The sequence below is a fragment of the Syntrophorhabdales bacterium genome, from assembly GCA_035541455.1.
Classification (GTDB): domain Bacteria; phylum Desulfobacterota; class Syntrophorhabdia; order Syntrophorhabdales; family WCHB1-27; genus JADGQN01.
Genome location: DATKNH010000123.1, coordinates 69,613 through 84,208, shown reverse-complemented (window position 1 = coordinate 84,208; position 14,596 = coordinate 69,613). Strand labels below are relative to the sequence as shown.

Genomic DNA, 14,596 nt, shown 5'->3' with positions numbered 1-14,596 from the left:
CCCATGACAAAAACGACAAAAAAGATAAACCTGACTGTGGATGGACGAAAAGTAGAAGTGAAAGAAGGCGCATCCGTTCTCGACGCTGCCAGGGCAGCGGGTGTGCATATACCCACTCTGTGCTTTCTTGCCGAAGTGCAGGCAATCGGCGCCTGCCGTGTGTGTCTGGTCGACGTGCAGGGGAACAAGAATCTGCAGGCATCGTGCACGCTTCCTGCGGCTGAGGGTATGGTAGTAACGACCAACAGCGAAAGGGTGAGAAAAGCGCGGAAATTCGCCGTAGAGATGCTTGTCTCGGATCATCCGTTCGACTGTCTGACGTGCGCACGGAATCTGAATTGCGAACTGCAAAAAGTTGCAGAGGAGCTTGGCGTCAGAGAAGTAACGTTCCCGGGCGAGAAGAGCGGAGGGGAAATCGATGACGCCTCCCCTTCACTGCGACGCGATCCCAACAAATGTATCCTGTGCCGCCGGTGCGTCACGGTCTGCCAGGAGCAGCAGAAGGTAGGTGCTCTCTTCGTGCAGGGCCGGGGGTTCGAAAGCAGGGTGGAACCAGCATTCCGCGCAAGCCTCAATGAGGCAGTCTGCGCCTTCTGCGGACAGTGCTCTGTTGTTTGTCCCGTTGGCGCGATCACTGAAAAATCGCATATAGAAGGCGTGTGGAAAGCGCTCTCCGATCCTGACAAGTTTGTAGTCATCCAGGATGCGCCCGCAGTCCGTGCAGCGCTGGGAGAGGAATTCGGTTATCCTCCCGGAACCCTGGTGACAGGCAAGATGTTGGCTGCTGCGCGCAGATTGGGCTTCGACCGCGTCTTCGACACCAACTTTACTGCCGACTTAACTATTATCGAAGAGGGGAATGAACTGATAAAGAGGGTCAAGGAGGGCGGCGTACTCCCCATGATCACCAGCTGCTCCCCCGGATGGATCAAATTTGCCGAACATTTCTATCCCGAGTTTCTTCCCAATCTCTCTACGTGCAAGTCACCGCACCAGATGCTCGGAGCGCTCACAAAAACCTATTTTGCGGAAAGAGAAAAGATTGATCCGTCCAAGATTGTCGTTGTTTCGGTCATGCCCTGCACAGCGAAAAAGTTTGAATGTGGAAGGTCTGAGATGGCCAGCAGCGGCTACCCGGACGTCGACTATGTGCTGACAACAAGGGAACTGGCAGCGATGATTCGTGAGGCGGGCATCGATTTTCGCAATCTGCCCGACGAAACGTATGACAGTCCTCTTGGAGAGTACACGGGCGCAGCCACCATCTTCGGCGCAACCGGCGGTGTTATGGAAGCGGCGCTGCGGACAGCTTACGAGGTGCTTACAGGCAAAACCCTGGAGAACCTCGATTTCGTGCAAGTCCGCGGGCTCGACGGTCTCAAAGAGGCAGTTATTCCCATCGAGGGCGTCGGCGACGTCAGAGTGGCCGTTGCACACGGGCTGGGTAATGCAAGGATGCTGCTGGAGAGCGTGAAAAAAGGAGAAAAAGCGTACCACTTCATCGAAATAATGGCCTGCCCAGGAGGATGCGTCGGCGGCGGAGGTCAACCAATTCCTGTAAGTAATGAAAAAAGAAAGCTTCGTGCAGAGGCTCTTTATGGAGAGGACCGAGCACTGAAGCACCGTAAATCGCATGAGAATCCTGCGATCAAGAAAATATACGAGGACTTCCTGGGCGAGCCTCTGGGCCACAAGTCCCACAAGCTCCTCCACACGAAGTATACCCCGAGGAGCAAGACCTACTGAGGGGAATTTGACGAGCTGGGCACGGGGGACGGATGTCTTATGCACGCCGGACCCCGTGTGACACAGCCTTGAACAGCAAAGATGGAGTACCGGGTCGAAGAAGATTTCTTGGGAAAGGTCGAGGTGCCCGAAGAGGCATTCTACGGCGGTCATACCGTAAGGTCTCTCCGTAACTTTCCAGTTTCAGGTTTCAGAGCACCCGAGGAACTCGTGCGGGCCCTGGCAGACGTCAAGCGTGCCTGTGCGCTGGCCAACATGCGCGCCAATCTGCTGTCTGAGGAGATAGGGTCAGCCATCGTGAGCGTAGCCGCAGAGGTGGCTGACGGCAAGCTGATGGACCAGTTCCCTACAGACGCATTCCAGGGCGGGGCAGGGACGTCGCTCAACATGAACATGAACGAAGTGCTCGCAAACCGTGCAATCGAGTTGCTGGGTGGGACAAAGGGCGATTACCACCTGGTCAATCCACTGGCCCATGTCAATCTTTCACAGTCAACCAATGATGTCTATCCGACGGCACTCAGGGTGGCAGCTATTCGGCTCGTTCTGGAATTGAGCCGTGAGATGGCATCCTTACAGGGGAGCCTTCAGGCAAAGGAGGCTGCCTTCGCCCATATCCTGAAGCTCGGGCGCACGGAGATGCAGGATGCGGTGCCGCTCTCCCTGGGTCAGGAATTCGCTGCCTGGGCCGAAGCAGTGGCGCGCGACCGGTGGCGTCTCTTCAAGGTGGAAGAACGGCTGCGCCAGGTCAACCTGGGCGGCACAGCAGTCGGGACAGGACTCAACGCAGAAAGAACGTATATCTATGCAGCCATCGAAGAACTGCAGTCCATCACAGGTCTTGGGGTGGCGCGCGCGGAGAATAGTGTAGACCCCACGCAGAACGCCGACGTGTTCGTGGAAGTCTCGGGGCTCGTAAAAGCAGCAGCGGTAAATCTGGCGAAGATCGCGGGCGACTTGCGTCTCCTCTCTTCAGGACCTCGCGGCGGACTTGGTGAGCTGAAGCTGCCGCGCCTGCAGGCGGGCTCCTCTATTATGCCGGGCAAGGTCAATCCGGTCATACCCGAGATGATAACGCAGGTAGCCTTTCAGGTTATTTCTTTTGATCAGACAGTGGCCATGGCCGCGGCAAGCGGCCAGCTGGAGCTCAATGCGTTTCTCCCTCTGGTTGCCTTCAACCTTCTGACAGGACTCAAGATGCTCACCAGGGCGGCGTTCCTCTTCCGTACTCTCTGCATCGACTCCATTGAAGCCGACGAAGAGAGATGCCGTCGCTGGCTGGAAGAGAGTCTCTGCCTGGCAACGGCGTTGACACCTTACATCGGCTACGAAAGGGCAGCAGAGCTGTCAAAGGAGGCAGAGGCTTCGAATAAAAGCGTCAGGCAGGCAGCGCTCGACGCCGGCCTTTTTACGGAAGAGGAATTGAATATAATCTTTTCAGCCGCTGAATTGACGAGACCCGGCGTAGCCGGAGCACGTAGATTAAAGCGCAAAGCAACGGGGGTAACGAATGGCGGATCAGACGCTTAACGAAACACCCCGTGGCAGCAGGCTCCACATAGCTCTTTTCGGTAGACGCAATGCAGGAAAATCGAGCCTCATCAATGCACTGACCAACCAGAACGTCGCCATTGTCTCTGAGGTACCTGGCACTACCACGGACCCCGTTTACAAATCCATGGAAATCCTACCCTTGGGCCCGGTGGTTCTGATAGACACTGCCGGAATAGACGACACGGGTGATCTTGGCGCGTTGCGCATCAAGAAGACTCTCGCGGTCATGGCAAAAACCGACCTTCTCCTGCTGGTGATCGATCCTCTGCAAGGCGCGGGTTCGTACGAGGAGGATATAGTAGCCAAGGCGCGTCAGAGCGGGGTACCGGTAGTAGGCGCACTCAACAAGATAGACGTGCATACCCACGTGGAACCTGATGCTCTGGCCGCAAAGCTGAATATACCCGTCATGCCTGTCAGCGCCCTCGCGCGAACAGGCATAGACCGGCTGAAGATGGCCCTCATTGAGAGGGCCCCGAAAGACTGGACGCACCCGACTATTCTCGGCGACCTGATTACACCCTCAGATGTTGTCGTTCTGGTGGTACCAATCGACCTCGCAGCACCGAAGGGCCGCTTGATCCTGCCCCAGGTACAAACGATCAGGGATATACTGGACAACGATGCTATGACCCTCGTGGTCAAAGAACGGGAACTGAAAGCGGCATTGGAGAAGCTGAAGGAAAAACCAAAACTGGTGGTAACCGATTCACAGGCATTCTTAAAGGTGGCCGCGGATACACCCAAAGACGTCCTCATGACATCCTTCTCAATCCTGTTCGCGAGATATAAAGGTAACCTGCAGGCTCTCGCGCAAGGTGCGATGGCGATTGAAAATCTTGTTCCTGGAGACAAGGTCCTTGTCGCTGAAGCATGCACGCATCACCGGGTCGAGGACGATATAGGCACTGTAAAGATCCCTCGATGGCTCAGGCAGTTGGTGGGTGGGCCGCTCGATTTCACGTGGGTCAGCGGTTTGGAGCTTCCTCCTGAATTAACGTCATACAAGCTGATCATACACTGCGGCGCATGCATGATAAACCGCAAAGAAATGCTTCACCGCCTCATGACGGCCCAGGCTGCGAACGTGCCGGTCGTCAATTACGGCGTGCTGATCGCGCACGTGCTCGGCATCCTGAAAAGAGCGCTACAGCCCTTTCCGGAAGTAGTTCAGCTGATGGAGAGTGAGGAAAATAAGGCCCATGTGGTGGAGGATAGATCAAACGCACATTAAGGAGGTACGGGATGAAGACAGTGAAGGAGATTTTGAAGACAAAGAGCAAAGATATCTGGTCGGTCGGACCGAAAGCAACTGTCTACGATGCGCTCAAAATGATGGCGGATAAGCAGATCGGTGCTCTCGTTGTTCTCGACGACAAAGGCAAGGTGGCAGGCATTATCACCGAGAGAGATTATGCAAGGAAGGTGATGCTCAAGGGAAAATCGCAAGAGACCCCGGTGGCGGAGATCATGACGCCAGCTGCCGAGATGTACGTTCTTAAGCCTGAGAATACGGTCGAGGAGTGCATGGTTCTCATGACCGGGAAACACGTTCGACACTTGCCGGTTTTCGAGCAGGGATCGTTTATCGGCCTTGTGTCCATCGGGGATGTGGTGAAGTCGATCATCTCCGAGCAGGAAACATTGATAGAGCACTTGAGCAACTACATAGCAGGGAAATACGTGGGCTAGAAGTTCTGTGAGGTTGTACAAACGTGACTGCGACACAAGAAATTCTTGGGCGACTTGAAACAGGCGCAAGGCCTTCACGCGACGATGTTGTTGCCCTCCTGACTAGCAGTGAGGAGCAGTTCCTCTTTAGCTATGCGGACAAGATCCGTGAGCGTTGTCTCGGTGATGAGGTCCACCTGCGGGGCATAATAGAGTTTTCAAATTACTGTGTGAAGAACTGTCTTTACTGCGGTTTAAGAAGGGGTAACCGCAGGCTGGTGCGATACCGCATGACAGCAGACGAAATCCTCGAAACGGCCGCAGAAGGCGCTGCTGCAGGCCTGAAGACAATTGTTCTCCAGTCGGGTGAAGATCCTCACTTTACTGCAAAAGAGCTTTCCCGAATAATCGCTGCAGTGAAAGAAAGATACGATGTCGCAGTCACTGTATCGGTAGGAGACAGAACGAAACGTGATTACCGCCTTATGAAAGAAGCAGGCGCGGACCGTTATCTCCTGAAGCATGAAACCTCGGATCCCGAGCTTTTTTCGCGCTTAAGGCCCGGTACTACCCTTCAAGACAGAATCAAGCGGCTTCGGTGGCTCAAAGAACTTGGTTTTCAGATTGGCTCCGGCAATATGGTAGGGCTTCCCGGACAGGATGCGGAAACCCTGGCGGATGACATCATGCTTATGCAAGAACTGGAAGTGGAGATGGCCGGCATAGGCCCCTTTATCCCTAATAGTGATACGCCTCTGGCGCGCGCACAGGGAGGAGACGTGGCAACTACACTCAAGGTGCTGGCTGTGGCACGAATCGTTCTACCTAATACACACTTGCCGGCAACCACTGCACTTGGGAGCATACATCCCGAAGGCCGCCAAATGGCCCTCGCGCGCGGAGCAAATGTGGTAATGCCTGACATCACACCCGTCGGCTACAAGAAGCTTTACAGGATTTATCCGAACAAAATTTGCATCGATGAAGAGGGAACGACGCAATGCATTCCGTGCATTTCGGCTCTTATCGCCTCTTCCGGGAGGTCTGTGGGAACCGGTTATGGTCATGGATGGATGCACCAACAACGGAGGACGTGACATGAAGACCAGCAAGGACACGGCGACAGCCGATTTCATAGATGAAGGATTGATTGCAGATCTCCTCGTGAAGGGCAGCAAAGCATCTCCGGCTGACGCTCTGAAAGTCATTGACAAGGCCAGGAACGCTCAAGGGCTGACTCCCGAAGAGGCTGCCATCCTGTTGCAGAGTGATGATCCAGGCGTGCTCCAGGCCCTTTTCCAGACTGCCAGGGAAGTTAAGGAAAAGATTTACGGAAAGAGGCTGGTCTTCTTCGCCCCGCTCTATATCAGCAACTACTGCGTGAATGGCTGTCTCTACTGCGGCTACCGCAATAAGAGCGAAACCATCAGGCGACGCCGGCTCACGCAAGAGGAAGTCGGCCTGGAGGTATCAGCGCTTGAAGAGATGGGACATAAGCGGCTTGCCGTGGAGGCAGGTGAGGACCCCAAACAGTGCCCCATCGAGTACGTGCTCGACACCATAAAAACTATCTATTCTGTAAAGGAGAAGACCGGGAGCATACGCAGAGTCAATGTAAACATAGCGGCAACCACTGTTGAGAACTACCGCAAGCTCAAGGAAGTTGGCATAGGCACCTATATTCTTTTCCAGGAGACCTATCACCGGGAGACTTACAGGGAGATGCATCCCACGGGCCCCAAGAAGGATTACGACTACCATACGCTCGCCATGGACCGCGCCATGGAAGGCGGGATCGATGACGTGGGATTGGGCGTCCTCTATGGTCTCTATGACTACAGGTTTGAGGTAATCTCAACACTCCTTCATGCGCTTCACCTGGAGGAGCGCTTCGGCGTAGGCCCGCACACCGTGTCCGTCCCCCGTCTGAGACCGGCGGAAGGTGTCAACATCGACGCATTCCCCCACATCGTCACCGATGACAAATTCAAAAAAGTCGTTGCTATCATCAGGCTGGCGATACCGTATACAGGCATGCTCCTTTCGACCAGGGAGAAGCCCGGTTTTCGGGATGAGGTAATCCAACTGGGCATATCACAGGTAAGCGCCGGCTCATGCACGGGCGTAGGCGGTTATCACAAAGACATAGCAGAAGCGCCTCAGGGACAGTTCCAGATCGAAGATCATCGAAGTGCAGACGAGATGCTGCGCGTCACGTGTGAACAGGGTTATCTGCCCAGTTTCTGTACAGCCTGCTACCGGCAAGGCAGGACTGGTGACCGATTCATGCGCCTCGCGAAGACCGGACAGATCCAGAATGTCTGTCAGCCTAACGCCATTCTGACTTTTAAAGAATATCTGCTTGACTATGCATCCCCCGCTACCAGGGAAGAGGGAGAGAAAACCATTGCTTCCCACCTGGAACAGATACCCAATCCAAAGGCCAGAGCCGAGACAGAGAGGCGGCTCGAACGTGTCTGCAAAGGGGAACGAGATCTCTATTTCTAAAGCAGTCAACCTTTAGCGACTCCCTCAAAGATCTCCATCGGTCGCTTTCCAAAATTTTTCTTGCCTATTTTTTTACACGTGGGTAACATTAGAAAACAGGCTGGCGAATCCTAGATTCGCGGCGTGAAGCTTTGGCAAAGTCCGGAAGAACAGTCTCGCGACAGAGAAGGTGAGTCCCGGATGCAAAGTCCTTGTCTGATTTTCTGCGAACAGATTATCTGCACGATATCCAACACCGGAATCCATGCGTCGATTCAAAAAAGGAGGATTAATTATGTGGAAACTGCGCAATGACGAGGAGGCGCAGGCGGAAGCTGCCGTCATGCAGGTGCTGCCGCCGTGTCAGGTGAAATGCCCCATCAAGGAATCCATTCAGCGATCGAACGTGATGATCTCTCTCCTGCCCAACGATCCGGAGAAAGCCCGTGAAGGCATCATTCAAATCGGAGATTTTCTTTACGACCGCAACCCACTTTTCACCGTGTGCGGTTATGTCTGCGGGATCTGTGAGCGGGAATGCAACTACAAGACCCAGGGCGGGTCAATCAAGCGGCGGCTTCTCAAGAAATTTTTGTCAGATTCCTACACTCCTTACCTGGCCGAGAAACCACCGCTGGGGATCAAGAAAGATAGACAGAAAGTCGCGGTAGTGGGCGGCGGACCCGGTGGATTGATGTGCGCGTGGGAGCTCTCAAAGAGGGGCTACGATGTGACGATATTCGACACCAATCCAAAGCTCGGCGGGGCAGTGCGGTACATCCCCAACTATCGCCTGCCTGAACAGATTCTCGATGCTGCGGTTGACAACCTGGTGCGGATCGGCGGCATTATGGTAAGACGGGATATGAAAATAAACGGCGGGGATCCAATAGAGACGCTCAAGAAGGAAGGCTTTCAGGCTTTTTTCCTGGCCACCGGAACTCCTCACCCCCGCGCACTTACCCTAGGGCTCAAAACCGTTGACTGGCAGGGGCTGGAAAATGTCATGTACGGTTTGAATCTGCTCAATGACATTCGCCGGGGTGATATACCGAATGATTACTTCAAGGACAAGCAGGTGATAGTGGTCGGCGGTGGCAATGTGGCATTCGACGCAGCCAGAACCGCTTATCGGCTGGGAGGGGAAGTGACCGTCGTCTGCCTCGAAACATGGGACAAGACCTCCAAGGACGCGATACCTGCCGACCCCGAGGAAGTGGAAGGCGCACAGCAGGAGGGCATACGCGTCGTCTATTCCAGAGGCGTGCGAAGCATCTCAGGCGAGGAGGGCAAGTTTGCCAAAATTGACTGTCCCAAATGCATTAGTGTCTTTGACGAAAAGGGTTTCAACCCGCGCTTCGACACTTCCGACTGCATTGAAATAGAGGGCGATGTGCTGCTGATCACGATCGGCCAGGCCACCGATCGCACATTACTTCAGAAAGCAGGCCTCTTTGACGAAAGCGGGCGATTAGCCGTCAATCCGCTCACGCTTCAGAGCGCCAGACGGAAAGATGTGTTCCTGGGTGGAGATGTACGAAGAGTGGGCTTCATGGTTGATGCAATGGCCGAAGGCAGACAGGCGGCCGATTCAATCGACAAATACCTGCGAGGCGTAAACCTCGCCAGGTGGCTGGTGAAATACGAGGGCAGCAAAGCGCCGATGCGCGACGTGTTCAAACCCGAACCGCAAGCCAAATGGACACCACCTGAAAAGAGAGCCAATTTTGAGCCCTTTGAAATCGGCTTCACATTAGAAGAGGCGATAAACGAGGCGAGACGCTGTCTCGAATGCGGCCCGTGCATCTCCTGCAAGGCGTGTGTTGCGACTGGCATTCAGCCCGAACTGCCCACAGTAAAAGTGGATGAGAACATCTGCAGCGGTTGCGGCATCTGTGTGTCAGCCTGCAACTACGACACGTGCCACATGCGCGAGATAAGCGTACTTTTCGAAGGGCGCGAAATTGGAAAAAAGCGAGTCTCCTTCAGCGACCCCCTCCTCTGCAAAGCATGCGGCATGTGTGTTTCGGCCTGCCCGTCGGCAGCCCGCGAGCTTTCTTTTGACTTCTCCACGATTGAGAAAGAAAAGATAGCGAACGAACCTGGCGTCGTCTGCTTTGCGTGTCGTTTCGGTTGGGGCTATGCCTCCGACAATACGGCGGCAAATTTGAAAAGCTTAATTCCTGTAGCTTGTATCGGTAAGGTGGATGCCACGGATATCCTCGGCGCGTTTCACAAGGGAGCGGATGGAGTTCTCCTGCTGGGGTGCACCGATGGAGATTGCCATTTCCAGGACGGCAATCAGGAAGCGCGCAAGAGAATATATCTCCTCCACAGGATTCTCGATTCTTTTGGGGTGGGTAAAGAACGCCTCGAGGTTGTCACGGCCATTGACGCACAGGCCGAGCGGCTTCCGGGTATTATCAACGGTTTTAGTGACAGGCTGAAAGGCCTGCAGCCGATAAAGCGATAGGAGGCGAGCGATGGCAGACAAGCCCAAGATGGCAGTGTGTTGGCTCGGCGGTTGCGGTGGATGCGACGAAGCACTCGTCGATATCAATGAGGACATTCTCGTACTCGCCGCCGCCTTTGACGTTATACTCTGGCCTGTGGCGCTGGACTACAAGTATCATCACGTCGAATCGCTCGAGGACGGGGAAATCGCGCTCACTCTCATCAATGGATCGGTGCGGAATTCCGAACACGAGGAGGTCGGTCGTCTGTTGAGGAAGAAATCAAAGCTCGTGGTGGCGTTCGGCGCATGCGCCTGCTTTGGTGGTACGCCCGGCATGGCAAACCTGAGAGGTAAGGAAGATATTTTCCAATGGGTGTACAGGGACGCGCCGACCGTAGTCAACCCCAACCGCAACATTCCTGAGCCGATTACCATTGCCCACGGCAACCAGCTGACGCTCCCGGAGTTTTACGAGCAGGTGTACCCGCTGGGCCATGTAATTGACGTCGACTATTACCTGCCCGGTTGCCCTCCCCCGCCAGACCGTATTCGATCCATGGGCCGAAGGGTGATGAGTGGAGACCTGCCCCCGAAGGGCGCGACATTGGCTCCTACACGGGCACTCTGCGATCGCTGCGAGAGAAACCAGACAAAACCGGATCGCCTCGTCATAGAAGATGTCAAGCGAATACACGAGGTGGAGGCCGATCCAGGAAAATGTTTTCTGGCCCAGGGTGTGGTCTGCATGGGGCCGGCGACGAGGGCCGGTTGCGGCGAGTCCTGTATCAACATCAACATCCCCTGTCGTGGTTGCTTCGGCCCCGTGGGCGGTGTGGATGACATGGGCGCCAAGTACCTTTCTGCCTTTGCATCGCTCATCAAAGGAAAAACCGAAGAGGAACGAAAAAAGGCCGTCGATGGGCTGGAAGATCCGGTGGGTTATTTCTATCGCTTCACAACCGCATCCTCTCTCCTGCGAAAGAAGAGAGATACATCAACGAAGGCATGAGGTGAGCAATGGGAAAAACAATCACAATAAACCCGATAACGAGACTCGAGGGGCACGGCAAAATAGAGATCTTCCTGAACGACCGGGGGGATGTGGATGATGCCTACATGCAGGTAACGGAGTTGCGGGGATTTGAAAGGTTCTGCCTCGGCCGGCCCGCTGAAGAGATGCCGAGGATCGTGCCAAATATCTGCGGCGTCTGTCCGACTCCTCATAATATGGCATCAACAAAGGCGGTCGACTACATCTACGGCGTGGCGCCGACGTACACTGCGAAGCTTATTCGAAGGCTGCAAGTGGCGGCCAACTATGTAGAGGACCACTACATCCATTTCTTTTTCCTTGGCGGCCCCGATTTCGTCATGGGCCCGGATGCAAACCCGGCCGAACGAAATATCCTCGGGGTGATCGGCAAAGTCGGTCTGGATATTGCCAAGCAGGTCATCGAGGTACGAAAGAGGACCCGCGACATAATAAAGCTTATTGCAAGCAAGCCGGCCCATCCCGAGGGCGGGCTTCCCGGAGGCGTCCCCCGTGGAATAAAGGAAGAAGAGCGGATTGCCATCATGGATACCGCAACTTTTTCCATAGAATTTGCCAAGTTCGCATTGCAGCTCTTCAAAGATACCGTTCTCGCCAACAAGGGATACCTCGATCTCGTCCTGAGCGACACCTATGGCCTGAAGACTTACTACATGGCGCTGGTCGATGACAACTATCACCAGAACTATTACGAAGGCATGCTCAGGGTAGTAGACCCGGCCGGCAAAGAGGTGGCCTTTTTTCATCCCAGGGATTATGCGGACTATATAGGCGAGTGGGTTGAGCCCTGGACCTATATTCGCTTGACCCACTTAAGGAAACTCGGATGGAAGGGCATGGTCGAAGGGGACAATACATCGCTCTACCGGGTCGGTCCTTTAGCGCGCTACAACGTTGCAAACGGTATGTCGACACCGCTTGCTCAAAAGGAATATGAGTACATGGTGTCAGTGCTCGGCAAACCGGCGCATCATACACTGGCCTATCACTGGGCCCGACTGATAGAAGCCCTGCAGGCCGCAGAGGAGTTACGGCAGATTGCTAATGACCCGATGCTTTCCGGAAAAGATATAAGGAACATGAACTTCCAGTTCACGGGCAAGGGCATCGGTTGCGTGGAAGCCTGCAGAGGTGTTCTTATCCATCACTACGAAACCGACGACAAAGGGTTGATCACGAAAGTGAACCTGATCGTTGCCACACAACATAACGCGGCACCGATGGGCCTCTCGGTAAAGAAGGCGGCTCAAGGTTTCATTAAAGGCGGAAACGTCTCGGAGGGGCTCCTCAATAGAGTGGAGATGGCCTTCCGCGCGTATGACCCGTGCCTCGGCTGCGCAACCCACGTTGCTGCAGGCAAAATGCCTCTCGAGGTTACTATCAGAGACCGCGAAGGGGTGGTGCTGGAGAAACTGACCAGAGATTAGATGGGGCAGGAAGGCAGGACCCTCATACTCGGCCTGGGCAACCCCATCCTGGGTGACGACGGCGTAGGGATAGCCATCGCGCGTGTGATAAGGAGCCGGTGGCCCGCTGACTCTTCGATAGACGTTCTAGAGGCGAGTCTTGCAGGCAGGTTCCTGCTGGACGTCATCTGCGGCTATCAGACCGTTGTCATAGCAGATGCCATCATAACCGGTGAGTACACCCCCGCGGGATCAATACACAGGCTCACACCCGACGATCTGGGAACGATAGTTAATCCTTATGCATCACATGCTCTAGACTTGAGGACCGCTATAGAACTCGGAAAGCAGTTGGGATACGAAATGCCCGATACGATTCGCATCTACGCCGTGGAAATAAAGGAAAACACAACGTTTCGGGAGGGGTTGAGCCCGGAGGTGGAGGCAGCTGTTGCACCTGTTGCCAGAAGCATTATGGAAGACCTGGAGAAAGCAGCAACCAGGTCAGAGTGAGTAGCTGTAGGCAAAAAAAGCAACAATTCCAAGCTGTTAAACTTTGCTTCAGGAGGCCGATCAGGCCATTTTCAAAGTGCTCTATCGCTACTCCTCGTCGTCGTAAGCCCCCATGGACAGGCCATCGGCCTTCATGGTAAAATAACTGCAAGGGGAGTATGGAAACAGTACGTCTTGCCAGTGATACCCTTAACGATTTTGCCGCAGAGGTTTCCCAGGCGACCGGACAGGATGTAGTCCGGTGCTATCAGTGCGGCAATTGCACAGCAGGCTGTCCCTACACCGAATTTTTCGATTACCCCGTCAGCCAGATAATGCGGATGATCCAGACCGGGCAGAGAGAAAAGGTTCTAAACTCAAAAGCATTATGGCTCTGCGCCACGTGTGAGACATGCAGCACGCGCTGCCCCTGTGAGATCGACGTGGCTGACGTAATGGATGGACTCCGCAATATCGCCTACAGGGAAAAACGCTTTACTGAAAAGGATATACGAACATTCTATGAGTCCTTCCTCACATCGTTGAAAAACCATGGAAGGATCTTTGAACTGGAGATCATCGCCCGGTATAATCTAAAGTCGGGACATCTCCTCACTGACGCCGATCTGGGCCCCAAGGTGATGAAACAGCTCCACTTCACACCCAAGAGAATCAAGGGCAGAGACAAGGTCGCGCGCATCGTCAAGAAATTTATGGAGAAGAAGTAGGGCATGATTGAGAGAGAGTATGCCTATTATGCCGGCTGCTCCCTTGAGGGGACCGCGTCATCCTATGACCGGTCGATACGCGCAATCCTCAAAGATCTCGGTGTGGTCATCAAAGAGCCTGTTGACTGGAGCTGTTGCGGGTCCACGCCCGCTCATGCGATGGATCACGTTCTTGCAGGCGCACTCGCCGCGCGTAATCTTGCAATAGTGGAGCGCATGGAGACGGCAACGCTTACCACCCCCTGCCCTTCCTGTCTCTCGGCCTTCAAGAAAGCGCGTGCAAAAATGCTCACAGACAAGAACTTTAAAGATGAAGTCAACCAGCTTCTGGATGACCCCTATGAGGGAACGGTAAAAGCGAAATCCACGCTCCAGGTGATTTATGAAGATGTGGGGCTCGACGCTGTAGTTGCGAAGGTAACGACTATCCTTCCCGATCTCAAAGCGGCCTGCTACTATGGCTGCATCTTGAGCCGCCCGCCCCGCCTTGCTGCATTCGATGACCCGGAAAACCCTGTCTCGATGGACAGGCTGCTTGCTGCCTGTGGCATTGAGGTACGCGATTTTGCTTTCAAAACAGAATGCTGCGGTGCAGCCTTTGGTGTTCCAAAAAGAGAGATGGTGCTCCGGCTCACACACAAAGTTCTGAACATGGTGCAGGATTGCGGAGCCAACTGCGTGGTGGTGGCATGCCCGCTCTGTCAGCAGAATCTTGATCTCAGGCAGGCACAGGTGAATCGAGCCATGGGCTCATCTTTCTCCCTCCCCGTCCTCTATTTCTCACAAGTGCTCGGGCTTGCCTTCGGCTATTCGCCTGTCGAGCTTGGTCTTGACAAGCACATTGTAAGCGTTGACAGGCTCATCCGCTCGAGAAGCCCCAAGGGCACCGAAGAGACAGCTTCACCCGCAAAAAGTGCAGCAAGAAAGAACGCGGCCCGGGGTGCGGAAGAAACAAACAGAGAGCGGGAACGTACCGCTTCGGTAGTAAAGGAGACCTGATCGAACA

The 14,596-nt window shown here is 54.5% G+C and carries 12 protein-coding genes; all 12 read left to right on the top strand.

Annotated features, from left to right (window positions below; translation table 11 throughout):
* Positions 1 to 3: 3 nt before the first annotated feature.
* The 12 genes from VMT71_13410 to VMT71_13355 all read left to right on the top strand — a co-directional run bounded on the left by VMT71_13410 (position 4) and on the right by VMT71_13355 (position 14,589).
* A complete protein-coding gene (locus VMT71_13410) occupies positions 4 to 1,746 on the top strand; it encodes an NADH-dependent [FeFe] hydrogenase, group A6 (protein ID HVN24964.1) in 1,743 nt (580 codons plus the stop codon).
* Between the two features lie 81 nt (positions 1,747 to 1,827).
* Entirely contained in the window at positions 1,828 to 3,276 is a 1,449-nt protein-coding gene (locus VMT71_13405; GenBank protein ID HVN24963.1) for an aspartate ammonia-lyase, read from the top strand.
* On the top strand, positions 3,257 to 4,534 hold the full coding sequence (gene hydF / locus VMT71_13400) for a [FeFe] hydrogenase H-cluster maturation GTPase HydF (protein ID HVN24962.1): 1,278 nt from the start codon (positions 3,257 to 3,259) through the stop codon (positions 4,532 to 4,534). Before VMT71_13405 ends, hydF begins: the two co-directional genes overlap by 20 nt.
* 11 nt (positions 4,535 to 4,545) lie before the next feature.
* Positions 4,546 to 4,992, top strand: a complete 447-nt coding sequence (locus tag VMT71_13395) for a CBS domain-containing protein (GenBank protein HVN24961.1) — start codon at positions 4,546 to 4,548, stop codon at positions 4,990 to 4,992.
* A 23-nt stretch (positions 4,993 to 5,015) separates the two neighbouring features.
* Positions 5,016 to 6,068 (top strand): [FeFe] hydrogenase H-cluster radical SAM maturase HydE, encoded by a 1,053-nt coding sequence (gene hydE, locus VMT71_13390; protein HVN24960.1) that lies wholly within the window; start codon positions 5,016 to 5,018, stop codon positions 6,066 to 6,068.
* Between the two features lies 1 nt (position 6,069).
* The gene (gene hydG, locus VMT71_13385) at positions 6,070 to 7,479 is read left to right on the top strand and encodes a [FeFe] hydrogenase H-cluster radical SAM maturase HydG (GenBank protein HVN24959.1); all 1,410 of its coding nucleotides are present in this window, start codon (positions 6,070 to 6,072) and stop codon (positions 7,477 to 7,479) included.
* A gap of 274 nt (positions 7,480 to 7,753) precedes the next feature.
* The gene (locus tag VMT71_13380) at positions 7,754 to 9,931 is read left to right on the top strand and encodes an FAD-dependent oxidoreductase (GenBank protein ID HVN24958.1); all 2,178 of its coding nucleotides are present in this window, start codon (positions 7,754 to 7,756) and stop codon (positions 9,929 to 9,931) included.
* A gap of 10 nt (positions 9,932 to 9,941) precedes the next feature.
* A complete protein-coding gene (locus tag VMT71_13375; GenBank protein ID HVN24957.1) occupies positions 9,942 to 10,922 on the top strand; it encodes a hypothetical protein in 981 nt (326 codons plus the stop codon).
* An 8-nt stretch (positions 10,923 to 10,930) separates the two neighbouring features.
* Positions 10,931 to 12,391 (top strand): Ni/Fe hydrogenase subunit alpha, encoded by a 1,461-nt coding sequence (locus VMT71_13370; protein HVN24956.1) that lies wholly within the window; start codon positions 10,931 to 10,933, stop codon positions 12,389 to 12,391.
* A complete protein-coding gene (locus VMT71_13365; protein HVN24955.1) occupies positions 12,392 to 12,883 on the top strand; it encodes a hydrogenase maturation protease in 492 nt (163 codons plus the stop codon).
* A gap of 158 nt (positions 12,884 to 13,041) precedes the next feature.
* Entirely contained in the window at positions 13,042 to 13,590 is a 549-nt protein-coding gene (locus VMT71_13360) for a 4Fe-4S dicluster domain-containing protein (protein ID HVN24954.1), read from the top strand.
* A gap of 3 nt (positions 13,591 to 13,593) precedes the next feature.
* Positions 13,594 to 14,589: a CoB--CoM heterodisulfide reductase iron-sulfur subunit B family protein gene (locus VMT71_13355; protein HVN24953.1), complete on the top strand. Its 996-nt coding sequence runs from the start codon at positions 13,594 to 13,596 to the stop codon at positions 14,587 to 14,589.
* Positions 14,590 to 14,596: the final 7 nt, after the last annotated feature.